Source organism: Vibrio harveyi (assembly GCF_030060435.1).
In the GTDB taxonomy this organism is placed as follows: Bacteria; Pseudomonadota; Gammaproteobacteria; order Enterobacterales; family Vibrionaceae; genus Vibrio; species Vibrio harveyi.
In genome coordinates this window covers 1,296,192-1,320,134 of record NZ_CP125875.1, presented here as the reverse complement: position 1 = coordinate 1,320,134, position 23,943 = coordinate 1,296,192, and the positions used below count along the sequence as shown (strand labels likewise).

General features: G+C 41.7%; 28 protein-coding genes and 1 pseudogene. 5 read left to right on the top strand and 24 right to left on the bottom strand.

What is annotated here, in order from left to right; all coding sequences use genetic code 11:
- The first annotated feature begins 6 nt into the window (after positions 1-6).
- A complete protein-coding gene (locus tag QMY49_RS06735; protein ID WP_005445931.1) occupies positions 7-486 on the top strand; it encodes a hypothetical protein in 480 nt (159 codons plus the stop codon).
- Position 487: 1 nt separating this feature from the next.
- Positions 488-1,591 (top strand): porin family protein, encoded by a 1,104-nt coding sequence (locus tag QMY49_RS06730; RefSeq protein ID WP_283313611.1) that lies wholly within the window; start codon positions 488-490, stop codon positions 1,589-1,591.
- A gap of 71 nt (positions 1,592-1,662) precedes the next feature.
- Here QMY49_RS06730 and QMY49_RS06725 read toward each other — a convergent pair whose 3' ends face one another.
- The 6 genes and pseudogenes from QMY49_RS06725 to QMY49_RS06700 all read right to left on the bottom strand — a co-directional run bounded on the left by QMY49_RS06725 (position 1,663) and on the right by QMY49_RS06700 (position 5,040).
- Positions 1,663-2,277 carry a sugar O-acetyltransferase gene (locus tag QMY49_RS06725; RefSeq protein WP_283313608.1) on the bottom strand — a complete coding sequence of 205 codons (615 nt, stop codon included), beginning with the start codon at positions 2,275-2,277 and terminating at the stop codon, positions 1,663-1,665.
- Positions 2,278-2,619: 342 nt separating this feature from the next.
- Positions 2,620-2,940, bottom strand: a complete 321-nt coding sequence (locus tag QMY49_RS06720) for a hypothetical protein (protein ID WP_283313606.1) — start codon at positions 2,938-2,940, stop codon at positions 2,620-2,622.
- Positions 2,941-3,092: 152 nt separating this feature from the next.
- A complete protein-coding gene (locus QMY49_RS06715) occupies positions 3,093-3,641 on the bottom strand; it encodes a class IV adenylate cyclase (protein ID WP_047516717.1) in 549 nt (182 codons plus the stop codon).
- Positions 3,642-3,744: 103 nt separating this feature from the next.
- A complete protein-coding gene (locus QMY49_RS06710; protein WP_005445940.1) occupies positions 3,745-4,179 on the bottom strand; it encodes an Mpo1 family 2-hydroxy fatty acid dioxygenase in 435 nt (144 codons plus the stop codon).
- A 116-nt stretch (positions 4,180-4,295) separates the two neighbouring features.
- Positions 4,296-4,486: pseudogene (locus tag QMY49_RS06705) on the bottom strand (MmcQ/YjbR family DNA-binding protein).
- A gap of 71 nt (positions 4,487-4,557) precedes the next feature.
- Complete coding sequence (locus tag QMY49_RS06700; protein ID WP_199479739.1) at positions 4,558-5,040, bottom strand: MarR family winged helix-turn-helix transcriptional regulator; 483 nt, start codon at positions 5,038-5,040, stop codon at positions 4,558-4,560.
- Positions 5,041-5,161: 121 nt separating this feature from the next.
- Between QMY49_RS06700 and QMY49_RS06695 the strand changes: the two genes are divergently transcribed.
- On the top strand, positions 5,162-6,067 hold the full coding sequence (locus tag QMY49_RS06695) for a DMT family transporter (RefSeq protein ID WP_283313599.1): 906 nt from the start codon (positions 5,162-5,164) through the stop codon (positions 6,065-6,067).
- Between the two features lie 176 nt (positions 6,068-6,243).
- Here QMY49_RS06695 and QMY49_RS06690 read toward each other — a convergent pair whose 3' ends face one another.
- On the bottom strand, positions 6,244-6,804 hold the full coding sequence (locus tag QMY49_RS06690) for an HdeD family acid-resistance protein (RefSeq protein ID WP_005445951.1): 561 nt from the start codon (positions 6,802-6,804) through the stop codon (positions 6,244-6,246).
- A gap of 292 nt (positions 6,805-7,096) precedes the next feature.
- Here QMY49_RS06690 and QMY49_RS06685 point away from each other — a divergent pair, with 292 nt between their 5' ends.
- Positions 7,097-8,380, top strand: a complete 1,284-nt coding sequence (locus QMY49_RS06685) for a mechanosensitive ion channel family protein (RefSeq protein ID WP_283313596.1) — start codon at positions 7,097-7,099, stop codon at positions 8,378-8,380.
- Positions 8,381-8,400: 20 nt separating this feature from the next.
- Here the strand turns inward: QMY49_RS06685 and QMY49_RS06680 are convergent, their stop codons facing one another.
- From QMY49_RS06680 to QMY49_RS06605, 16 genes are all read right to left on the bottom strand, one after another.
- Positions 8,401-8,589 (bottom strand): hypothetical protein, encoded by a 189-nt coding sequence (locus QMY49_RS06680; protein WP_005445954.1) that lies wholly within the window; start codon positions 8,587-8,589, stop codon positions 8,401-8,403.
- Positions 8,590-9,016: 427 nt separating this feature from the next.
- On the bottom strand, positions 9,017-10,108 hold the full coding sequence (locus tag QMY49_RS06675; RefSeq protein WP_283313594.1) for a linear amide C-N hydrolase: 1,092 nt from the start codon (positions 10,106-10,108) through the stop codon (positions 9,017-9,019).
- 249 nt (positions 10,109-10,357) lie between these two features.
- Positions 10,358-10,798 (bottom strand): hypothetical protein, encoded by a 441-nt coding sequence (locus QMY49_RS06670; RefSeq protein WP_017818106.1) that lies wholly within the window; start codon positions 10,796-10,798, stop codon positions 10,358-10,360.
- Positions 10,799-11,083: 285 nt separating this feature from the next.
- Positions 11,084-11,647, bottom strand: coding sequence for an OmpA family protein (locus QMY49_RS06665; protein ID WP_005445957.1), 564 nt, complete (start codon positions 11,645-11,647; stop codon positions 11,084-11,086).
- A gap of 1 nt (position 11,648) precedes the next feature.
- Entirely contained in the window at positions 11,649-13,031 is a 1,383-nt protein-coding gene (locus QMY49_RS06660; RefSeq protein WP_005445959.1) for a TadE/TadG family type IV pilus assembly protein, read from the bottom strand.
- A 1-nt stretch (position 13,032) separates the two neighbouring features.
- The gene (gene tadF / locus QMY49_RS06655; protein ID WP_017190205.1) at positions 13,033-13,611 is read right to left on the bottom strand and encodes a tight adherence pilus pseudopilin TadF; all 579 of its coding nucleotides are present in this window, start codon (positions 13,609-13,611) and stop codon (positions 13,033-13,035) included.
- Positions 13,601-14,143, bottom strand: a complete 543-nt coding sequence (locus QMY49_RS06650; protein WP_029788146.1) for a TadE family protein — start codon at positions 14,141-14,143, stop codon at positions 13,601-13,603. Before QMY49_RS06650 ends, tadF begins: the two co-directional genes overlap by 11 nt.
- Positions 14,140-15,228 carry a tetratricopeptide repeat protein gene (locus tag QMY49_RS06645; RefSeq protein ID WP_029788145.1) on the bottom strand — a complete coding sequence of 363 codons (1,089 nt, stop codon included), beginning with the start codon at positions 15,226-15,228 and terminating at the stop codon, positions 14,140-14,142. Before QMY49_RS06645 ends, QMY49_RS06650 begins: the two co-directional genes overlap by 4 nt.
- On the bottom strand, positions 15,228-16,094 hold the full coding sequence (locus QMY49_RS06640; RefSeq protein WP_005445966.1) for a type II secretion system F family protein: 867 nt from the start codon (positions 16,092-16,094) through the stop codon (positions 15,228-15,230). The genes QMY49_RS06645 and QMY49_RS06640 overlap by 1 nt, the downstream gene beginning before the upstream one ends.
- Positions 16,094-17,008 carry a type II secretion system F family protein gene (locus tag QMY49_RS06635; protein WP_005445968.1) on the bottom strand — a complete coding sequence of 305 codons (915 nt, stop codon included), beginning with the start codon at positions 17,006-17,008 and terminating at the stop codon, positions 16,094-16,096. The genes QMY49_RS06640 and QMY49_RS06635 overlap by 1 nt, the downstream gene beginning before the upstream one ends.
- Positions 17,005-18,270 (bottom strand): TadA family conjugal transfer-associated ATPase, encoded by a 1,266-nt coding sequence (locus tag QMY49_RS06630; protein WP_005445970.1) that lies wholly within the window; start codon positions 18,268-18,270, stop codon positions 17,005-17,007. The genes QMY49_RS06635 and QMY49_RS06630 overlap by 4 nt, the downstream gene beginning before the upstream one ends.
- Positions 18,267-19,466 (bottom strand): CpaE/TadZ family protein, encoded by a 1,200-nt coding sequence (locus QMY49_RS06625; protein WP_005445972.1) that lies wholly within the window; start codon positions 19,464-19,466, stop codon positions 18,267-18,269. Before QMY49_RS06625 ends, QMY49_RS06630 begins: the two co-directional genes overlap by 4 nt.
- Before the next feature lie 3 nt (positions 19,467-19,469).
- The gene (locus QMY49_RS06620; RefSeq protein ID WP_005445974.1) at positions 19,470-19,919 is read right to left on the bottom strand and encodes a hypothetical protein; all 450 of its coding nucleotides are present in this window, start codon (positions 19,917-19,919) and stop codon (positions 19,470-19,472) included.
- Positions 19,919-21,262 (bottom strand): type II and III secretion system protein family protein, encoded by a 1,344-nt coding sequence (locus QMY49_RS06615; RefSeq protein WP_017190209.1) that lies wholly within the window; start codon positions 21,260-21,262, stop codon positions 19,919-19,921. The genes QMY49_RS06620 and QMY49_RS06615 overlap by 1 nt, the downstream gene beginning before the upstream one ends.
- Positions 21,263-21,264: 2 nt before the next feature.
- Entirely contained in the window at positions 21,265-22,020 is a 756-nt protein-coding gene (locus QMY49_RS06610) for a CpaB family protein (RefSeq protein ID WP_283313588.1), read from the bottom strand.
- A gap of 91 nt (positions 22,021-22,111) precedes the next feature.
- Complete coding sequence (locus QMY49_RS06605) at positions 22,112-22,318, bottom strand: Flp family type IVb pilin (protein WP_005445979.1); 207 nt, start codon at positions 22,316-22,318, stop codon at positions 22,112-22,114.
- Positions 22,319-22,510: 192 nt separating this feature from the next.
- Here QMY49_RS06605 and QMY49_RS06600 point away from each other — a divergent pair, with 192 nt between their 5' ends.
- Positions 22,511-22,957 (top strand): A24 family peptidase, encoded by a 447-nt coding sequence (locus QMY49_RS06600; protein WP_005445980.1) that lies wholly within the window; start codon positions 22,511-22,513, stop codon positions 22,955-22,957.
- Between the two features lie 47 nt (positions 22,958-23,004).
- Here the strand turns inward: QMY49_RS06600 and QMY49_RS06595 are convergent, their stop codons facing one another.
- The gene (locus QMY49_RS06595) at positions 23,005-23,913 is read right to left on the bottom strand and encodes a LysR family transcriptional regulator (RefSeq protein ID WP_009697503.1); all 909 of its coding nucleotides are present in this window, start codon (positions 23,911-23,913) and stop codon (positions 23,005-23,007) included.
- Positions 23,914-23,943: the final 30 nt, after the last annotated feature.

Sequence of the window (23,943 nt, the reverse complement as noted above, 5' to 3'; positions counted from 1 at the left end):
AATAGTATGGATACCCACTTCTCTATAGCTAAAAATAACGTTCTCAAATCGCTCTCTACAGCTTTGATGGCTTTTGCTTTGCTGATGTCGTTCGATAGTGAAGCTCTCGCAGCCGATAGCTATGCGATTTTTTCCCTCGACTCTAATTTTGATGAGCTCAACATAACCAAAGCGAGAAAACTGTATCGTGGTAAAACCAAGCGTTTACAAGGTAAGCGAATCGAACTGTCTGATTGGCCGGATGCGTCATCTGAACGTTCAGAGTTCTACCGTTATTTACTCAATAAAAACGCGGCGCAAATGAATGCGCACTGGGCTAGCTTGTCGTTTTCAGGTAAAGCTCGCCCACCGAAAGTCATTGATAATTCCAGTATGGAAGCCCTTTTAGAATGGATGAAAGAAAAGCCTAACCGCATTGGGTATGCACCAGTGAGTAGCCTTCCTTCAAATGCTCAAATCCTCTACGTTGTAAGTTCGGAGAAATAATATGAAGAAAACACTCATCGCATCCATCACGGCAACAACACTAAGTAGCGTCGCTTTCCCGAGCTTAGCAGCAATCGAACTCACCGATAACTTATCCTTAAGTGGCTTTGGCTCAACCTCATGGGCGACAACAGACAACAAAACGCCAGTATTAGTGAATCGTTTTATCGATGACGAAAACTGTTATGACTGTGACACCACATTGGGTGTTCAACTGGATTTTTACTACGGCGCGTTTAAAGCATCCGCGCAGGTGGTGAAAAGACCGCAAGATCATTGGAGTGACCCGCAACTAGAGTGGGCTTACCTCGCCTATACCTATGGCAATATTGAGTTTCGTGGCGGTCGTCTGAGAATGCCCGTGTTCTTAGCCTCTGAATACTACTATGTCGGACACGCATTTACCCCTGCTCGCCCACCAAATGAAGTTTATGACAGTATCTTAGGCATCACCGCGTTTAACGGCATTTCATTCTTGTGGAACTATGACATCAATGACAGCATGACACTGACGACTACGCCATTTGTCGGCTTCCACGATGAAAGTACGGTCGACTTCAATGACAGTACTGAGCTCACCTTCAAGACCAATGAAATGTACGGTATTAACTTCATCTTAAGTGGCGATTATTATCGATGGAACTTCACGTACATGGATTCAAGTTATGACCAAGAGACGAAGTTAAGTAACTTCCCGGTACAGTTGCCAGATGGCTCAGTGATGGTTCTACCTTCCTTTACTGATAAACTGAAAGATCAAAGCATAAAGCTGTACTCATTAGGTGCAGAATATGAGTTTGATGCCTTCACGTTAACCGTCGAAGGTCAAACCAACGATATCGCTTCCTCCTGGTACGCTCAGGGCGCGTATAACCTGAACAAATTTACCCCTTACGTGACTTATGGTCAGCAGTTTGATGACCACGAGCACAAGGTTGGGGACAGCTACCTACTTGGTGTGAGATACGATCTTCACTACAACGTGTCACTCAATGCAGAATGGCAACACTTCAAAGCTTATCGCAATGTATCTGGTGCATTCGTCGATACACCAGAGGATGATAATGCAAACATGTACACCATCATGGTGAACTTTGTCTTTTAGCGCCATGGCAGGTCGAGTAATACCGACCTGCCCGCTTTTCCGAAATGCTCAAACGATGTTCATGTAACGGGCTAACCATTAAACATGTTTTGCTCAATCTTACGATCTCTAAAGTAAAACTCTTTATCTTGCTTGCCGATTTCTCGTAATACTCGACAAGGATTGCCAACCGCAACAACATTAGCTGGGATATCCTTTGTCACGACACTCCCCGCGCCAATTACGGAGTTTTCGCCGATTGTCACGCCCGGTAATACCACCGAGTTCGCCCCTATCCAAACGTTATTACCAATATGAACTGGGATATTAAACTGAGCGATGTCGCGCCTTAGTTCCGGATCAATTGGGTGCCCAGCAGTCGCGATGGTGACATTCGGTCCAATCATGACATGATCGCCGATATAAATATGAGTGTCGTCAACTAAAGTCAGATTAAAGTTAGCGTAAACATTGTCACCTAGGTGAGTATGGCAGCCCCAGTTAGCTCTCAATGGCGGTTCGATGTAGCAATTCTTTCCAACCGATGCGAGCAAGTGATTCAATATGTTAGAGCGCTTCTCTCCCTCCGAAGGACGTGTTTGATTGTAGTCGTATAAGGTATCTAGACATTCAGTTTGCATTGCTGCCAACGCTTCATCATTGCAGAAGTACACCTGTTGGCTGTGTAGCATGATTTTCTTATCCATTGCCGTTCCTGTTTAGGATGTTCTTTGCAAAAATTTAGCAAAGAGACGCTCAAAGAATCTTGGCAAAAATCATGAAAGTAGCACCGCATCGCAATCAGAAATAAATAATGCCATCAAGCGCACAATTTCACGCGATACGAGCAACAGACAAAAATGGGAGATGGTTAAACACTAATTGAATGGAGATGAGACAAGACGAAAGAATGAAACGTTGAAATGAAAGTTGCCATCAAAAATGCCGCGAAAATTGAATCTTACGGCTTATGCCCAAGTGACTTTGATATGCGGAGTTCAGAGTGTTGTCATTGATTCGAGGTTACTTGGGTATGTTATCAAACGGTCTTATTTCTTCTTTTTGCGGTTTTCTAATCGAGCTTTAAACTTCTTGTTTCGACGCTTTAGAGCACGGAAAAATTTAGACTCTTCGTGATACCAACCTATCACGCTAATCGGAAAGCCCACCAGCATCACGATAAATAAATCCGCGGGAAACTGCTCCGTGATGTCTTTAAAGGTTTGCATCTCACCGAATATAAACAAGCCAATGACTTTGCCAAGCAGCAACGCACAGCAGATCATCAAGAAAGACTTAATAATATAGTGCCACTTGCCTTTCTTGCGCTCTTCTCGCCAATACACGTATTTGTGCTCGCGGTTGTACATTGCCCCTCCAAGTTCGTGACATTGTCACGGACACTATCGCGAATGGTTACCTATTTTGTTAATGGGCGTAGGCGCATTGCTTACGCACTACTTCTAATCATAGTGCTGTTGGAGGGAGTTGCTTGTCAGACCAATAAGAAATGACGTGAATTTTACCTAGACTGCCACATCTGCTTGTATGAACGGAACTCCTTGTTCGACTCATCCAAACCAAAACGTGCCGCAAGCGCTTCTAACTCTTGCTTATAACGAACAAGTGAACTTTCGTCATCGGTCATAATGGCGAATTCCGCAAAGTGCCCAATTCCTTCTAGATGGTCGAGAGTAATATGGAATGAGCCGATAAAGTAAATGCTGCGTACTTTTTTGGTTTGAAGAATCACTTCGTAGCCCATGTTTCCTAGCATACTTTTGGCAGCATGTGACTTAGTAATATCGGTGGCTTCACAGCGATCCTCTTCCGGTCCTTTGACAATCCAAAGTTTGATACCAGACGGCTCGATTTCTCGGATTACCAGACTTTTTCCTTCATGACTGAGTTTGCGTTCTGGCGTGTCGTAGAACCAATCAGACTCTTGATTGTCTTCAAACATGACTTCATGTTCTAAACCACTCAACACCGCTAAAAAAGCTTGTTTATCTTGTACACGGTATTTCAATTCGACTTCAAACTGACCTTGAAAATGCTGATCTGCACTCATGTGGCAACCTCATTACTGCTCTACACCTCATACCTCTGGGTGTTTCAAAGCAGCAGGATGGTAGCACAGCCTAAGTCGCGAATCTGATAAACAGACCTTTCTTTTAATGTTTACGAAAGACCCAGATTGGTCCTATCAAAAGAAACTGAATATCTTCGAAAAACGAGGGCTTCTTCCCCTCTATCTTGTGCCCGATAAACTGGAATATCCAAAGGATTCCAAATAGCAGCATTGAGATGTGGAGTACCGGCCAACCGAGTATCTCCATTGACCATATCAAGCCAATACACGCAACCGTGTAGCCGATCATCATCATAAATACGCTCAGTGAGAGTCGGAAATAAAAGATCCAAGCTGGTAACGCCGCCAGCCATACCCAATTGAGATTGAACCCAAACAAAGGAATCTGCGGAATGGACCATATCAACCCGACGACAGAAAGAAAGATGCCAGGGACAGCAACTTTATGAATTTTCTGGTTGATTGGATTTTGATGGCTTTCACCGTAAGCTTCTAACCATTCAGAGAGTGCACGCATAACTTCACCTTTAACATCACCATAACATTTATATAGTCGGTGCGAGTTAAAGGTGCGAGTTTTTGTTTATTGATATTGATAATAAGCCGAATATCTGTGAGCAATAACAAACTATCTTACTGATATCCCAATGAAATACGCTGAGCTTTGGTTAATTTGGCGACCACAAGATCATATGAGCGTTCACACAAATCTTGTACTAACCCGTCTTCAGGCGTTACTTTTCGGCTAGAATGGCGAGCACCTTCTCTTTGATTTTAAAAACCAACGCATCAGGACCGAACGGAAAGTCACTTTCTGCACACATCAATGTATCGAGAAACTGCGCTAACTATCTAATGCTCGCGATTCATCCCTATCCTAAACCTTTGAATTCATTTATTCATATTGAGGCAACAACAATTTTAATGCCTGATTAACCTGTGCTCTTTCATCACGAGTCAACGACCCCATTAATTCATGCTGAGCCTGTAAATGTTGCTCAATAAGCGCATCGATCAGCTCAAAACCTTTTGAAGTAAGCTGAACACTCACACTGCGGCGATCTTCTTTGCTGTGCTCGCGAGCGATCAATCCTTTTTTTTCCAGCTTGTCGAGTCGATTGGTCATGGCACCAGACGTTAGCATCATCGATGAGATCAACTCCGAAGGGGTTAAACGATAAGGTTCACCACTACGACGCAACGTAGCTAATACATCAAACTCACCCATTTTAAGATCGTAGCGCTTATGCACCTCGGCAACGCGGTTTTCCATATATTTAGCAATCCGCATTAAACGCCCCATGATCGCCATTGGCTCGGTATCGAGATCAGGCTTTTCCTTAGCCCACTGACTTACCACTCTATCAATTGCGTCCATTTATCCTTTTATCTCCAAAGACATTTTGATTGACCAATTTATTTTAACATAAAGATACTTTACAAGAAGCAATAACGAGCGTACCTTTACAACAAATTATCTCAACGTAAAGATATTTAACATGAACATTTTACTCGCGATGATTCCGGCGTTCTTCTGGGGTACAACGTACGCTGTGACACAGTTTACTTTGCCAGACTGGCCGCCAGTGTTACTTGGTGCACTGCGAGCATTGCCAGCTGGTCTATTGCTACTTGCTATCAAACCTTCATTACCAAAGAAACAAGATTGGAAGATCTTGCTTGTGCTTGGCACGATTAATATTGCCCTCTTTTTTGGTCTCATTTTCGTGATGGCGTTAACCTTGCCTTCTGCAATCTCTGGTGTAGGTATGATTTCAGTACCTGTCTTTGCCATGCTGTTTGGGTGGGTAGTTTACAAGCGCCAACCGAGCCTTATTCAAGGAGTCAGCGGGGCCACCCTTATCGCCCTGGCTTGGTTTTTGTTCGACCCAAGCTCGATTACGCTAAACCCGATCGGTCTAGTGGCTATGCTCTCTGCCATTATGTGTATTGTGATCGGCAGCAGCGTAACTAAGTCTCTAGGTTCAAGAATGCATTGGTGGACGGTACTCACTTGGCAACTTATTTTAGGCGGCGTTGTTTTATCTATCGCGGCAGGTGTACTAGCAAGCATTAACCCTGAGCCATACGTTCAAGCAGTCGAAAACATCACTCTAAAAAACCTAAGTGGACTACTGTGGGTAATCATACTCAACACCGCACTCGGCTACGGCATGTACGTGTGGTTATTGCAGCGTATGTCGGTTGTGGACTTTACTTTCGGTGGCATTGCTAACCCTGTTGCGGGCATTGTCTCTGGTTTGTTTTTGATGGGTGAAAGCTTCACGCCTATTCAATACAGCCTAATGATTGGCATGATTACGATGTCACTTGTGCCTCAGTTGGTTCTTTCATTCAAAGAAAAGCGCAATGTCAGCCTCACTAAACCTTATGAATCCAAATAACGCAGAGCGTTAACAGATCTCATTAATTCACAATAAAAGCCCGAGTTGATGATCGGGCTTTTTGTTGTTTCGTTAATCCCTTCACCTTTATCGTTCTATAAAAAATGCCCACCGAATCGGCAGGCACTTTGTACTGTTCTATACCCAAGTAACCTCGAGATACTAGATGGCGCTCTTTAAGAGAGCTTCTTCATTTGCATCCCCATAAAGATAAAGCTAATGCCTTCAATCAATAATGAGATACCAACAAAAGTGCCTAGCAATGTAGTCGAGAACGCAGGATCGTCAAGCAACATAAAGAAGTAGCCACCAATCAGAACAGAAATCACTCCACTGAACACGATCACATTACTGCTTGGTAAACTGCGATTACTTAAGCCGAAAAATACACGGGTTAAACCATTTAGAATCATCACGATCACCATCAACATAGTAATGGTCACCAAACCTGCCAATGGTTTAAACAGAATGAACAGACCGCCGACAATATACAGCACAGCACTTAATACGTACCAAAGCTTCTCTTTCCACACATTAATAGAAAACGTGTGGTATGCCTGAACCAAACCACTGAACAGTAGTACCGCACCTACGATAGTCGATATCGTTACGCCCGCAAGCACTGGCAAACTCATAGCACCAATGCCCATTAAAGAGATAATAACGCCAACGATAACGAAGTATTTCCAGCCTTTAGACAAAAATGTAGGCTGTTGTGATTGATTAGAATTTTCCATTGAATGCCTCTTGAATTAAACGCGAGCCGCCTTTTCAGTCTAGTCTAATAAAACATAGGGAGTTCACAGACTTAACAGAAATACGTGTCCCGTTTGCATAATTGGATGTTAAACCTGTATCACATCATCGGCTATACGCTATTTTTGAATAATAAGTTTCAAGATTGCTGGATTAAACCAGTGCAAAACAAAGAGATGGAGAGTAGGATGAGCGGCTTTCTAACGCCTGTTGCCTGACCTCTTCAAAGAAGTTCTCACTTCTTCATTCAGGTTACATTTTGAGGATGACATTTTGCTCGATCATCACATTCGCACTTTCATAGCAGACAAACTCAGTTCCGTGGGCATCAATAGTGACCCTTATGGCATCGAACTCACAACCGTTTTCATTCTTGCGAGCTTAACCGCAGCAGCGATCAGCTACTTGATAGTGCATCACCTGGTCGTGAGGTCAGTCAATAATGTTCTACAAAAAGCCAATAAACCACTCGCTGAAAGCTTGGCGAAGTATGATGTCTTAGAAAAGCTCTCATTACTGATCCCAATCATGGTGTTGGATGTCTTTATCCCTCTCGCCGTAGGTCACTACGATTGGTTAGCGAACATCTTTGACCGGATTCTAAGCATCTCTATTTTAGTCATTTTTATCTGGATGATCTTTGCCCTGCTTGATGCGTTAAATGACATTGCAACGTTTAAAGGCATCACGAGAAGAATGCCGATCAAAAGCTTCGTCCAACTGATAAAACTGTTCACCTTCTTTGTTGGTGTTGTGGTTTCCATGTCGATTCTTGCCAACGAATCACCGGTGATTTTCCTATCAGGTTTAGGCGTTGCGACGGGCTTCGTCATGTTGGTGTTTAAGGATACGATATTGGGCTTTGTTGCAGGCATTCAACTATCTGCAAACCGCATGATCAGCCTAAACGATTGGATTCAAATGGACTCTTACGGTGCGAATGGCACAGTAGAGGAAATCTCACTCACCACAGTAAAAGTTCGAAACTTCGATAACACTGTGAGCATGCTGCCTGCTTACGCATTGGTGCAAAACGCCTTCATTAACTGGCAAGGCATGTCAGATTCTGGCGGTCGCCGTATCAAGCGCTCCGTGAATGTTGATGTCACATCAATTCGCTTCTTATCTGATGAAGAAATTGAAAAGCTAAAAAGCATCCGAATCCTTCGTCAGTACATTTATGAAAAATCGCGTGAAATCAGTGATTACAATCAAGAAATGAGTGAGGAACCCGCCTTCAGCAACCTACGTCAAATGACCAACTTAGGTATGTTCCGCGCTTACATTAATGCTTACTTGAAAGCGAACAAAGACATTCACCAGTACATGCTGATTATGGTGAGGCAACTAGAGCCGACGCCAGAGGGTATTCCGTTGCAGGTTTACGCTTTTACCAACAATACTGACTGGGCTTACTATGAAGGTGTGCAAGCGGACTTGTTCGATCATATCTACTCAATCATGCCTTTGTTTGGTCTGCGTCCATACCAAATGTTCACAAGTAATGATGCTAAACAAATCGCTTTAGAAAAAGTAACCAGCAAAAGCAATTCATAAGACATCTTAGAGAGTGGAGCTTACTCTTCACTCTCTAAATTTAGGCTAAGACGTTTTCGATCATAACGATGCTCGGCAAGCACGCCCCCTTCTACCTTATATCTCAAGCCATATTTACCAATACAGCCTCGCAACCTTAAACGGGTTAAATCCGACAAATCAGAAGCAGTGCCAGCTTTATCAACCAACTGAATCCAATATCTCTCCATTTTATCCTTCACGCCACTTCCCCAACTAACATTTATATATTTAGGGAGATTCTGGCAAATATCCGAGAAAGTCTGGATAGCATACGCTAGAACATTTCTGAAAGAATGCCTATGAGAATCGCATAAAACCGAATTAAAAGGCTAAAAACAGCACTTTCTGCCTGATTTTCTAATCTTAGTTATATACCTCGAGATACCTGATTCAGCGAGAACGACTGGGTTTAAACACGCGGCGGCGATTTAAAGGTCTAGTGGGTCTAAATCAAGAATCGGCTACAAAGCATGCAAGCCAAGCCCCTTACTATTTGCAAAGAGTGCCCTTTGGGAGCTTGTCGTTGAAAAAGAGAGATTTACGAAAAGAGAAGGGAAATAAAAGGAAAATGATTGAAAGAGAACAGGCTCTCACCTGCTCTCTTGGGTTTATGAATTAAAGACGGATTTCTTCAACTGTAAACGAGCCGTTATCAAGTTTACGTTTAAGCTCCTGCTTTTGGTTAAAGTCTATCTTTTTCAAATCAACCTTTTTAATTCGGCTGTCATGCATGGTTGTGTAGTAAAGCGCACCATTTCCTTGGTCGATCACTGATGTCCATTGAGTGGCACTTGGCAGATTTGGGATATGCTCACGATATTCGGCGTTAAACTCAGTACCAATTGGAATATCGAAGTTGTTTAGAATATGGAACGCTTGAGAGACCGCTTCTTGCGAGTTTTTTGATTCTGGCGCGGTATTAACAAAGAACGCAGCACGAACAAAACGTGATGGCGGCGTAATGTCTCCCGGCAAACCTAAGAAACCAGAGCCAATACCAAAAGATTTCGCTTCAACGTCACCAAACTTGGTCGGCGCACTGGTGCCCGGTTGCAGATGGATGTAGTTGTTCAAGTTCGTTACTTGCCATGGGAAGGTTGGCGAATTAGTCAGTACACCCACCTCATTGTCGTAAATATGTACCTGACCACCATCCATAATTTCAATTACGATGTTGTTGCCTGCTTTATCAGTAACACGCCAATGTCCGGTTGGTGATGGCTGCCCTTTTTCATCGATATACACTGGCACAATATCGATGTTTTTCATTGCGGTTTTCACTTCTTCAACGGTTTTAAATTGTGACAACATCCAGCGGACAAAGTCCATATCAGCGATACTATTTGCGCGATCTTTCGGGTTGTAAGCCTTTAAAGAACCGTACCCTTTAAAGTAGAACAAACCAGCTGTTAGCCCTTCTTCGTTAATACCTTCGCCAATAAAGCGGTCATCACTCACTGAAATACCAACAAATCCATATTTGCTCTCCCAGCTTAAACCGTGCTTTTGGTCTGGCATGGTTGATGTGAACGTATAGTCACGCGGGGCGACAATCAGTTTACTATTGAGATCGCTCTCGCCCCACTCAATCGTTCGAGCGTGAATATGGTCATTTGCAGTAGTTGAAAGAGAGATGCCAGTACAAGCGATTGCAGGCGCAATAATACTGGCAGAAAGTGCCATAGCTAGGAGGGTTTTCTTTATCATTTTTAGATCCACCAAGAAGGGGTAACATTTCGCGATTGTATTCCTTTTTAAGTAACTTACAATCGAAAATATATAAAATCGGTAGAATATAGAGAATGAACAACTAAAGCACTCAAAGTGATTAGCTTTGAGCGTCCCCTACTAGCTAAGACAAAAGGCTATAAATAAAAAGTGACACTGTCATTGATTTCCAAGGTATAAGAAGTCATCCTCTAACCCAGTCCCTCCCAATTAAAATCACAACAAACCCTAGTTATTACAATCGTAACTAATGCCCTCATACATGGTACTTATGTCGATGTACTTTTCGTAGTTCAGGTACGCGACAATTCGAGCATCGGTATTGAACATCAATCGATTTACCGCATGTATCGCATCATAAAGATCTTTACCGTCCACCCCGGCTTCCTTAAAGCAATGTCTGACATAACGGTAATCTTTGTAGATCTCGTATGCCAAGAGCTGATTATTCGCATCGTTACTTGAGAAGTCGTGTTGCAAAATGCTTGAAGAATATTGTACGTAACGCAAAAGAAAATCGTGATTAATTTCACTGATTTTGAGTGCTTTCAACACAGCTTCCACGTCGTCACGGATGTGATTGTGATTCTTGTCGATTCCTAACAATGAATCGGATACGTCCTTCTTAATAGAAGGATTTGATATCACCCGCTCTAACTGCGAACTCATACTTGGTCCAATAATGAGCTCCGCTGAATATATTGGGTGGCTAATGAATAGAAAAAAGGTAGAAGCGATAACGCATCGAGAAATAGACATTTTAATTATCGTTGTATAAAAACAAAATTAAATGCTATCGATTAATGATTGAAAAATGAAATAGACATTTATTATTCCATAATAAATATCAGTAATAAAAGAGCTTGGTAAGTACCAAGCTCTTTTACTAAACAACCCCACTTAATAGTGAGCACATAAAAATTATAATGACAACAGCAAACAGTGGATTACACATTAGTCTATCGTTAATACAACTCGACGGTTACAGCCAGATACTTTGTTTTCATTTACCTTACAAATCGGTGCAGACTCACCGAATGCTTTTTCAACAATCCTGTTGCCTAGACCTAACCCTTGTTTCAGGTATGTTGTTGCGGCATTCGCGCGACGAGCAGACAAGCCTTTGTTATAAGCCTGAGAGCCGACCTCATCAGTATGCCCTTCAACAAGAACACGAGTACCTTCGTCAACCAGTTCCAAGTATTGCGAAATCGCTTGTTTATGAGTGTCTGTTAAACGATATTTATCAGTATCATAGTTGAGGATCAACGACATCGAGTTCTTATCAAAGGTGCAGCTGTCGGTCGCATTCAACCCTTCAACCTTAACTACTCTCTTATCCTGTACAATAGAGCGTTCTTCATTTACCGTCACCGCTAACTTACCAACAACCTGAGTGACTTTTGTTTCGGAACTTTTAAGAATTTTAGAGCTCACGTAGTTTTCATCATGATTAATACAATTAGCGAGTGCGACATTTGAGGTAAAAATAATCGCGATTGATAATAATTTTTTCATTTTAATCTTTTAATCGTCCTGTCTCTTCGTTAATCAGATTTAATATGTATTTGTAGACATCTTTACCATTTTTTGCGTGATAAATATTTTTCTCGCCAACACAATCACCGAATCCATCGTCCTTTTGTACGTTGTAGTTAACACCTATAACACCCATAGTGACTTTTGTTTTTTCACCTTCTAACTTCGCGTGTTCACTTTGAAACTTATTTTCTTTGCTAGAAATTCTTTTCTTGAGCTGTTCACAAAGGTTGTGTTCACGCACTAATGACTTCAAGAACTTGTCGTAAACTTGTTGATACTGAATATAACCATAACTGTCTCGATAACTTTTTGTGACCACGTCGTATTTGTTTCTATACGTACTGTTTCGATGGAGATAGTCAGGGAATCGTACGTCTGTATCTGCACCATCAGAAAGGAAGATAAACACCTGTTCTGGGTTACGCTCTTCTTTCTTAACTTTGTCTGCCTCTTTCGCTGCTGCAATCAGACCTAACCAAGAATTGGTGCCGCCACCCCTAGCAGGCATTACCTTGTTCGAATTCAAGATATTGATAAATTCCTGATAGTTGTCTGTTATTGGAATATCTCGTGCCTGATTGTAATAACTAGAGTGGTACACGTTTTGTTCATCCACAGACTGGTCAAACATATCATCGACAATGCTTTGGAAAGATGCTTCTGTGTGAGAAAACTCACTTGCATAGTCGTAGAATTTTAGTCTGCGATCTTTTTTATCGTATTTCACGTTGTAGGCGTTGTAAGTCAACAAGGCAACGCGACTCTTCTTATTCTCACCGGTTTTGAAGTCCTTCAAATCTTCGACAACTTTGGTGATCGTTTCCTTCACCACCTGCATCTGAGTTTTGTTGTTTTGCCCATACCACAGGTTACTCATCGATTGACTGGTATCCAGTATGAAGTAGATATCCACCGGTTGAGGTAAGTATTTCCGGGTGATCGAGTCGCCAGACACTTTGAATTTTGGCTCTACGCCGATTTCATTATGTGAAATCCATGAATCATGCTCAGAGGTCGCAACCACGGTGAAGTCTGCAAATGGCGATAACTCATTGGCTTTCTGAACACAACCGTCTTTGTACTCACACTTCTTGGTCGATACGTTGATCTGAATGTCGCTAATATTGTCGGTAATATATAAGTCGACAATTCTCTGCGCATAGTCTTTGTCTTCTTGATTGTCTTTGCCTGGACTTGCAATCAAGGCAAGACTCGCAACTTCAGCCGCCTCCTCTATTTTTGAGTGCGCAAGCAAACGTTGCGTATAGCCAACAGAAAACGAGAAAGTGATGATTAATATAGGGAGAAACGAAAGAAATATGATCCCAGCAACCCCTTTTTGCTTAGTGAAGCGCTTCATATTAAATCCTTGCAAATGAATAGGAACTGGTCACGACTTTGATCGGCTCACCGCTCATAAGACCGATAATGTTAAACGGCGTTTTGTAGCAAAGAGACACATGATAAAGAGGAAGGCGTCGGTTCTGCGTAGTCAAAGGCAATAGTTTTGTTGCTTTTTCTACTGTAATTTCCTCTAGATCCGGAAAATTACACCCTGCCGTCATGCCTTTTAAGGCGGTGGTTCTAACAAGCTTCTTATCTTTATCAATCAAAGATAGCTCTATGACTCGCATCCCCAGCTCATTTTCGTCAAAATCTGGTAGTGTGCGTTTCAACATGCCTTTCGCCATATCGAACGAATTGTTCATGTGTGTCTCGCACTGCTTACCTCCTGCGCCACAAATATCGAGCTCATTGGCAAACAACTGTCGGCGTTCACTAATAACACTGACGATCGAATACACCACCCTATCCAACTGCCCTTTTTTATTAACGGCGATGGTGTAGTTGATATGCATGGCAATAATGGAGCCAAAAAAGAGTAAGACCAATGCAAGCTCAACAATAAAAGCACCGGTTTGCTTTGACTTAGTTACCACAACTGATCTCCTCTCCTAACTTGAATGTACAGCGCTCGTACTCCTGAACCGCGACCATCTCGCGACTAATGTTCATGCTTGGCATAACAAAGTTAAACAAAGGCTGATAGGTGAAGCTCAATTGGTATATGGCAATTGGCATGTTGACTGAGTTTTCAGCAGTGTCGCCTTTCTTGATGTTTGGGCATTCACTCAACACTTTTCCACTGCGATTACAATGGATAAAGTCAGTTAGGTTTTTAAAGTAATAAACCGATGCCGAAACCGTTGAGTGATCAACAACTTTTGACCATAGTGCACCACCACTTGATTCAAGCTTGGTTTTGATTACGTCTTGGTAATCGATTTTTTCAGTACTGTGAGAGCTGCCTTGCTTTTTACTGCTCATCACTGCTGTGGTTAATGCATGATCCGTCACACCCATTGAGTACGTTAAAACCGACAAGTCAAACCAAGTAAACAGAACCATTAGTAAAACTGGCAAGCCCATTGCGGTCTCAACCGTCAAACTTCCCTTTTGAAACTTGATCATAGCTCGACGTACCTTTTCTTGGTGTAATCAACAACAAAGGCACCTTTGACATCCATGTTTTCAAGAAATTTCTTTGCGTCATTGATGTCACTGAACTCACCAATGCAGTAACGCTTCCATAAGCCGTGCGTGTAGGAATACACACTTCCATAATTGCCTTTCAGATAGTTTAAGTAATCCGAAGGAATCACCTTATAGGTTGCCAAAACTTGAATTCGGTAAATTGACGGCGCTTTAGGGCGTAAATTTTTTGGGTCTAGAACTGAGCGTGCTACGTACTTTGGTTTCAAATCGACTGATTTCGTTTCCATTTCCATATTTTTCTTTTCCTTTACTTTAGCGACCTGCTTTGGTGGAGCTTTTTTCGTTACTTTTTTAGGAAGCGGTTTGACGCTCTGCATGAGTTTTTTCAGTTTGACTCGCGCTTCTTGTTCACTGCTGTCGTGCTTTAACACTTCCAATGCCACATCAGGTCGGTGTGATCGAGTCGAAGCTAATAGAAGATTTGAACGGACTTTTTCATCATTCGGATTAGCTGCAAACAAGCTGTATAGCAGCTCCATTGCAGGTTCTGGACGACCTTGCAGCATCATCACGACGGCAATATTGTTATTCGCTTCTCGGTCAGACGCGCCGTTTTTCTTGCTGTCGTTGAAGTTGGCGATTGCACCGCTGTAGTCTTTCTTACGCGCTAAAATCTTACCCTTTAATAGGTAATAATCACCTTCCGCACCACCATTTTCTAAATAATCATCTAAATAACGATCACTTGCGTCATAATTACGCTTTAGATATTCCAACTTAGCTAAGATATAAATAATATCTGGGTCTTCGAGGTCTTTTTTCTCAAGAGTATTTATATATAATTCGGCAGACTTTTGATCTTTGTTATCGAGATATAAGTTAATCAGTTTTATCTTGTAGCGTGGAACCTCAACCAAATTTGCTTTATAAAACTCGATCAATTGTTCAGTTTGTCCAGAGTTAGTCAGCAATTTTTCTTTGGTTACTAATTCCTGATTGATGGTGGAACACCCACTTAAAAGCAATAAAACAAAAAGGGAGATATAGTTTTTTACATTCATTATCCTAGCATCCTCATTATCCCTGGCGCTGCGATTAGAACAACAATAGGAACCATGATAAAAGTGATCATTGGGATGGACATTTTTGCCCCCATCTTTCCTATCCTTTCTTCCAAATCGAGCATGTTTATTTCTCGAATATCAGAAGCGAGGGAGGCTAATACCGCACCTACTGATGAGCCGTACTTCAAGCTTTGAGTAAGTGTCATAACAAAGCTTTGTGCCTCTGGGGTTGGAACCAGATCATAGAACTCAGTAAGTGCTCGATCCAAACCAACAATTTTGGCTCGTTCTGAAGTTTTTTTAACAACATAAGCCAGGTTTTCATCGACTGTTTTTAACTCGTTCGATAAATATTCCAAGCTCGCTTCGAGCGTCATCCCGGTATGCACACACACGTTCATTAAGTCGAGCAAGAAAGGCAGTCGACTACTCACGTGACGAACATTCGCATTCCCTTTCGAAGAGATGTACATATCTGGCGCAATCAAACACACAAGCATCGAGACTGAGAATGAAATAAACGCAGATGAAAATTCCATGTCTCCTTGCATGTAAGAATAGCCAATAAATGCTAAACAAAATAACAGCGGTATAATCTTCAGCAGGTAATAGGCCTGTGCAATAAAATCACTATGAATCCCTGCTCTAACTAAGTTGTTTTTCGTTTCTTCTTTATTAAAAGACAGACGCGAAAGTTGTACTGCTAACTTTTCAGAAAAAGGCGTCTTTTCTTGGGTTGAGTCAATGATCTTTTTTGTCGAAATATTCGCTTTGGTTTTATCAAACACTTTTAATGAGTAATACGCGACAGATAATGAAATAAACAACCCTAATGCTAAAAAGATTAATTTTATATCGACCACTACTTCACCCCTCTTAATATCATGTAGATAAAGAAGAATCCGATGGCTTCACTGATCAACACGTAATAGAAAATAGGCTTCCCCCCATCTTCGAACATCACGAAGTTATAGTTATCTGGGCTTGTGAACTTCAAAATCATGATAAAGATAACTGGCAGAGCCGCGATGATTTTTGCTGAAGCACGCGCCTCTGACGTCAGTGCATTTTTCTTCTTCTCGATCGCCCTTGCTTCAAACATGATTCGGTTGATACGGTTAATGACGTCTTTTAGTTGGCCACCTCGACTCAAGTTGATTCGAATCGTCGCCGCAAAGAAAAAGTACTCAACATAAGGGAAAGACGAAGCACTTCGCGCCAATACATCATCTGGGTCTTCACCGATAAGTAGACGCTCTGACATCTTCTTGAACTCTTCGCCTACTTCATTATCAAGCTGAGTACCCACGTATTCGAACGCATGGACAATACTCTGACCCGAGGAGAGCGCACCAGAAAGAATGTTCAGCGCATCCGGGAAGTTATCCTTGAATCGCTGCGCTTGGATGCCACTAAGTTTGAGAATAAACATCACAAACAATATTGGCTCCAAAGCAAGCAGCACTTTCCAATACTCAAACATGAAGAACCAATCGTTAACGAAGTAAACCGCTAATGAAGATCCCGCAAAAAAGCCAATTAATTTGATTCCTGCATTAGGACTCAACAGCTTTTTCAACTGCTTAAATTTATCCTTAATCTTTTTTCGGTAGCTGATATCAAAGCTTTCTGAATCGATAACCGCTCGAGAGCCAGAAACGCCCTCGAACGTATTAGATTGCTCAATGATCGATGTGATTTCTTTCTGTTTTTTCGAATGCCCAATAAACAGAAACAACGCAATTACAACCCATAGCAAAACGACAATCAGCATCATGAGAACAGCTCCTGCAGCGCCCCATCCAAGCCAAAGAACTTCGCACGCTCATAAATTACAGAGCGCTTAGAAAGACCTGGCGTTCGAAATTCGCCCGAGATTTTGCCTTCATCACCCATTCCGTTGTTTTCAAACCGGAAGATATCTTCCATAACAACGTTGTCACCTTCGAGACCAACAATCTCACTGATAAACAAGATCTTACGACTACCATCATGGAGTCGTCGTACTTGGACTATCAGGTCAACCGCACTCACGATAGTTCGACGAATCGCCTCAAGCGGTAGACTGGCTGTCGCCATCATTACCATACTCTCCACACGAGCAATCGCATCACGAGGGGTGTTCGCGTGAAGCGTAGACATTGAGCCATCGTGACCAGTGTTCATTGCTTGAAGCATTTCAAACGCTTCACCACCACGACACTCACCAACAATGATTCTATCTGGTCGCATACGCAGGGCGTTGATTACCAAATCTCGCGCAGTGATTTCACCCGTCCCTTCAACACTTGCTTGACGAGTTTCCAATCGAACAATGTGTGGTTGTTGCAATTGAAGTTCGGCCGCATCTTCAATGGTAACGATACGTTCACCACTACCAATGAAACCGGACAATGCGTTCAACAAGGTTGTTTTACCTGAACCCGTACCCCCAGAGATAAGGATGTTGCACTTACAATGACTGGCAATCGAAAGCAGCTTTGCCATTTCAACCGATAGCGCGCCAAACTGAACCAAGTTTTCTAGCTTGATTTTTTGCTCTTTGAACTTACGAATCGAAATGGATGTCCCATCGATTGCAAGAGGCGGAATAACAATGTTTACACGACTTCCATCTTCCAAACGAGCATCACAAAGCGGTTTTGATTCATCAATTCGACGCCCCACATTTGAGGCAATACGCTTAGCAATGGTGTTGAGCTGTTTCTCGTTGACGAACTGAATTGGTGACTTTTCTACCTTACCGTTCAATTCGATAAAAATGTCTGAGGGACCATTGATCATGATGTCCGAGATTTCATCGTTATCGACCAACGCTTGAAGGGGTCCAAGACCTTTCAACTCGTCAAGCAGTGCTTTAACCAGCTCTAAACGCTTTAAGCTACTGATTTGAAGTTGCTTCTTCTCAATAAGAATATTAACGGAATCTTTTAGTTGGCTCTCAAGCTCCAACGGTTCAACGTCAACTAACGAGGCTGCATCTAAGGCGTCAAAGATTTCGTCCCGGATCTCGATATAAACTTCTTTCAAGTGATTCATTTCTTAAACCACGCGAACTTTTTCTGTACTTTGACTTTTTTACCCGTCAACGAATTCACAATATTGGCAATGGCAGGTGCAAACTTAAGCTTTGCCGTGTTTTGAATGCCTTGTTGAATAATGAGCTTCTCTAGATTGGCTTCATAAGCAAAATCAATCGCGTCTTTTGCTTTGATTTTCTCTTTCGCCCCTTGAAGCGGCATCATGTAGTCCTTCTGAGATCGCGTCATTGAGAAAATCACTCGATGCTCAGACTTACCCAACTTCTTCTTGATCGAGTGGTACGCTCTTAGTGACGCCACGGAAGGTTCACAAACAATAAAAATACGGTTGTATCGGTCACTGATGTCTTCTGCTGTCAGCTCATCAATCGCACTAAGCGGCATGGAATCAATGATAAAGTTGTATTGATCAACCAGTTCGTTAGAGATGCGAAACAACGAATCTACATGATCGCTCAAGCAAGCAACGTTCTTTTCTAATGTGAGGAAGTTGAGCTTATCTTTAACGGGTTTTACATAGCTTCCAGCAATCGCGGCATCCAGTTCAGACTGGTTCAAATCAATGCTGTTTTGCTGCGCTTTTAGCCCTTTTAAGCCTAGAAATATGTCTGAGTTTAGTGCGATGGTGTCATGCTCAACAAGCAAGGTTTTTAAGTTCGCTTGTTGACTCAAACTGTGTGAAAGAAAGGCACTTATCGTCGACACGCCCACCCCACCTTTGCTACCAAGCATTAAGACTCGCTTGGCAATGCGAGACTTCTTCTTAACTGTTGGTGAGAATGTCGCAGCACTTGACTCTTTAAGCGCCCCTAACAAACCATCGAGTTCAGGGTCCCAAAGAATGTAGTTGGCACCCAATGACAGGACTTTATCTCGCATCAGTATTGAGTCCATGTTACTCACTACAATAAGAGAAATGCTGACGTCTAATCTTGAAGAGATCTCCGCAACTTCTGAAATCAACTCACCACATGCTCTTAAGTCAAGAATGACATGTTTTATTTCAGCGTTAGTTTTATGCCAACTTTCGTCATCAATATCGTCGACTTTTAAAGGTGAAGCGAAACCTTCGATTGCGTAGAGCTCGTCGATTGCTTGAAGAAAAGCCAAATCATCTGAAACAACCAGATCAATGGTGTTGTTCTTCTTATCTTTGCTTGATGAAGTCGTTTTGAATAGGTTATCTAAATCCATTTTTTACTCCGCCACAGGATTCGTCATACTCAAGCGTCTGTTGTATTCCAAGCTGCACCCAAATGGATGATGTTTAAGGGTGTTGAATGAAACAGCATCACAAGTTTGCTCTTGCATCTTGTGGTATTTCGCAACGATTTTTACGCCTTTGCTTTCGCTGTTTGCGTTTAGGGTATAACGCAACTTGTTTACGCCTTTGGCTTTGATTTCTTTAACAAAGCCATCAACAAACTGACTTTCTTTGGCGTCGTAATTGATTGCAAATGTCGACTTCGGATACTGAAGATTAATTTGATTGACGAAGTTAACTGACTTATCCATCGCCACTTCTTTGTTTGTGACTCGAAACTCAAAGGTTTCTACAATTGTGTCTACGGTTGTTTTGTTTGGTGTTACCGATACCGAGCAACCCGAGAGTAATACAGAAACCACCAACAATAGGTTTGCCTTCATTAGTTAAAGCCTCCCGCTTTTATCGTATTTTCCAGCTCTTCGTCATCAACATTTGAAAGATCAAGTTTCAACAAACGCTCAAGGTCACTCGTTCGTTTGAACTTCGGCAGTTTGATATCGGTTTCTTTAACAGGATCGACGAGGTTAACTGTCGCTACGATAATCAGCTCAGTCTTTCTTCTTTCAGTATTGGTTTTACTAAACAGTGCACCCAAAATCGGGATATCACCCAGGTAAGGGATTTTGGCTAATGATTCCTGTTCTTCTGATGTCAACAGACCCGCTAGAACAAAACTTTGACCATCTTTCAATTGCACGGTCGTTTGGGCTTTGCGAGTCCTCAAAGAAGGCACGCTGACTAGACCAGTGTTCACGCCATTAGTCTTATCAATAGAGCTCACTTCCGGCAGCAGTGACAAACGAATGTTTTCAGAATCCGTTACCTTAGCCACCATCGACAGCTTTACCCCGTACTCTTTATAAGTAACAGAGATGCCGTCGTTATCGCGAACTGTAATAGGAATTTCACCACCAACTAAAAAGCTTGCAGACTCACCGGAAATCACAGATAAATTTGGCTCGGCAAGCACTTGTCCAATGCTGTCATTGCCACTCGCTGAAATAACCGCAACGATATCCTCAGCAGTAAAGTCCAAAATCTTATTGACGAACTGACCAGCAGTACCAACAGTCTTACCGTTTGTTTCGGCGTATGAAACTCCCAATTCGGTCAAGAATGAACTGGAGACTTCTGCAACCGTCAGTTTTACGTTGATTTGCTCTGTCGTGAGAACTTTCAGGTTGTTAATAATGTCTTCATACACATAGCTCGCTGTGTAATCGAGAGGGTCGCCATCTTCGCCGTTTGCGTTAGTAAGCTCAAAAGTATTTCTTTCTTTGCTCTTTTTCAGCATTTCACCTACGTGGCGATACACCTTGTTTTTGATTTCTTCGCTGCTCACGACACCATCAATGACAACCTGCTCACCAATGTTGGTCAGCTTAATATCTTCATCGGGATATCTTGCAATAAGTGTTTGTTTTAAAAGCCTTAAGCTTTTATTTACGACCACTTCTGCGTTGTAAATTTCGTTTCCTGCTCGGTCGTAAGCGATAATGGAAGTGGCACCACGGCCAATGCCGTAAATCACTAATTTCCCGTTTGCGATGACCTTGTAATCCGCAATTTGGGTATCCGCGACAAACACGGTATCAATGTTGCGTTTTACATTAATCGTCTTCGCTGCACCTTTATCAAGGCTTAATAGATCCCCAGCTGACGCGGAAGCTGGGAGAAGCAAAACCAATCCCAGCGTGACTGATAATATATTTTTATTGAACACCCTTAATTCCCTCTCAGCTGTCGAACGCCAAATCGATGCTCAATCAAATCGCTACTTTTGACAGATAAGTATTTATGAACCATCTTTGCTGGAACCAAGGTAATGGCTCCGATCTTCTGCGCCATTTCTAGCTTAAGTACCTGTTTAACGGTCAACGCGATAATCAAGCCATATTCTTCATTTGATGAATCATCATCTTCAGCAACGTTCATCGCTTGCAAGACCAAAGCCCCGTCAATGATGACGTTGCTTGTTAAGCTATCGATATCGGAATAGCCACTTTCTAATAAATTGGATTGAGATGAGGTTGTGGCTACAAAACTGACGCGATCGCCAGGTTGAATAGGAAGCGCTTCCACAATGCTACTGCCTTGCGACAAGTAGTAATAAGGCACTTGGTCTTTTTTAAGTGAAAGATACATGTAATCTTTTTCACCAGGATTAGAAACCAAGTCTGGTGTTAATTGCATACCTTCTTTGACGTCTTTCGCCCATAGCGCACCTGAATCAATCTTAATGCTCGAGTAAGGAACGTATGAATGCTGTTTTGCTTCCGACTCGGGAAACTCACGAATACCTATTGCATTGGCGTTAACCGGCTCAGCTTTGTTTACAGCTTGATTAACGAATGCGACCTCTACAAACACTTCATTTTCGACCACTGCCACTGGCTCAGGCTGATCAAAAAAATCGCTGACGTAGAAAAAAGCCAAAAACATAGTGATGGCAACAAATACAAAAACTAATGCTCTACTCATAGAATAAAAACCTTAAAAGAGAGGGAATCCCCTCTCTAGGCGCTTTAATTTTATAATTGCCCGTTCGTATAATTAAACAGACCCTTTTCCACTATTTTGCAGCGCTACTCATCGAAGTCTTAATTGCAGTCATGGCTTCAGTAAGAGTGTCTGATAATGTGCCATTCTTGAACACAAGCAAAATGATTGATGACATTGCAACCGCGATGATTGCGTATTCCACCGCAGTTACACCACGTTTGTCTGCCTTGAATTTATTACGGATATTACGAAGTTTAGAATTGATATTTAAAAGCATGTTTACCTCTATTTATTCAAATTAGTCACTCATTTCGTGAACGTAGAAAATCTACCTCAATAGAAACAATCACACCAATTAAGCTTTTTTATTCATTTATAAATAGTTGTTATAAACACATGTAATCCGTTACATAATAATTTATTATTAGGAAGCAATTGAATTCCAATCTCCCTCCATTAAAATAGTAAAATGAATTATATAAAATTTATCTTTTGGCTAACCTGCCTTGCCAGCGTGATGTGTATTTTTTATGGTGATATTCGCTATAGGATTGTGAAGCATCGATTCATTTTTCTTATCAGTGTTACCTCACTAGCTAGCTTGTATTATTCTCCAGCTCCTTTTAATCAAGTTCTGGTGAGTACATGTATTTTTATTGCATTCTTTTTGCTTTGGATGATGAACGTAGTTGGAGGTGGGGATGTAAAATTAATCGGTGCACTATTTTTAGGTGTACATAGTGAATATATGTTATTAGCAATGATTGCTATTGGATTATTGGGCGGAATTCAAATTCTTTTGATGTGGATGACGGCCATTTTTCGTCAAACTCCTCCTTTTAAAAATGGCATTCCTTACACAATACCGATCGGTATTAGTGGACTTTTTTTCTTTTATCTATCCCTTTTTTCTTGACTATAAATACAAACGCCATGCCTATTTATAATAGGCATGGCGTTTTACTACATTACTTCACAACTGGTCAGTAAGGAAGTGGGAGGTTTTCTACTTACCACTCCTTTAGATGTGAGTCGGAAAGTTTCGGTAATCAAACTTCTTAAACGTTCTTGATCAATTTTCTTGGCTGCCGAATCGTTGCACCAAACATACATCTCAATGTATTTTGGTAATAAATATTGGCTACATTTGTGATCACCTAAGGTCCAACTTGGACAAACGACAAACGTGTTTGCTGCTTGTAGTTCGTTAATCATCAGTCGTGATGATGAGGTCGTAAGCCAATGTTTTACCTTAGAAATATCTACACCAAAAGAATCAAGAAGCACCTCGGCATCTCGCCTAGAAAGAGAGTTACAAAAGACTATTCGCTCGGGATAGCACTCTTCAGGATCAACCGCGCAGTCACAAGCTAAAATGTATTGTTCTCTGTTTAGGGGAAATACACGCCCTTCCACAGATGTGGTATCACCGATGGCAAACACCAAATCGTGGTTTTCTTTATCGACACAATTAAGGTCGCTATAACTTGTCACAGCCAACTCGACGTCGTTATATACTCTGAAAGAACTGATTACTTTTGCGACTAACTCAGGGGCGAATGAATCAGAAATCGCAATAGAATACCGATCAAACATATCAACTTGAGCCAACTCATCAAATAATTGATCATATAACGACATCGTCTGATCCGTATAATCTAGTAATATTTGACCATGTTTAGTCAAGTTAAAACCATCCTTTCGGTCAAAGACTTCTGCGCCTATAGTACATTCAAGTTTTTTAATATGTTGTGAAACGGCTGGTTGGGTTAAATATAGACTTTCTGCAGCTGCAGTAAAACTTCTATGTCTTGCAACATGTGAAAAAGTGCGTAAGTACTTTACATCAATGGTTCGTTTATTAGCTTTCATTTAATTAACACCAAGACCCAATAATTATCC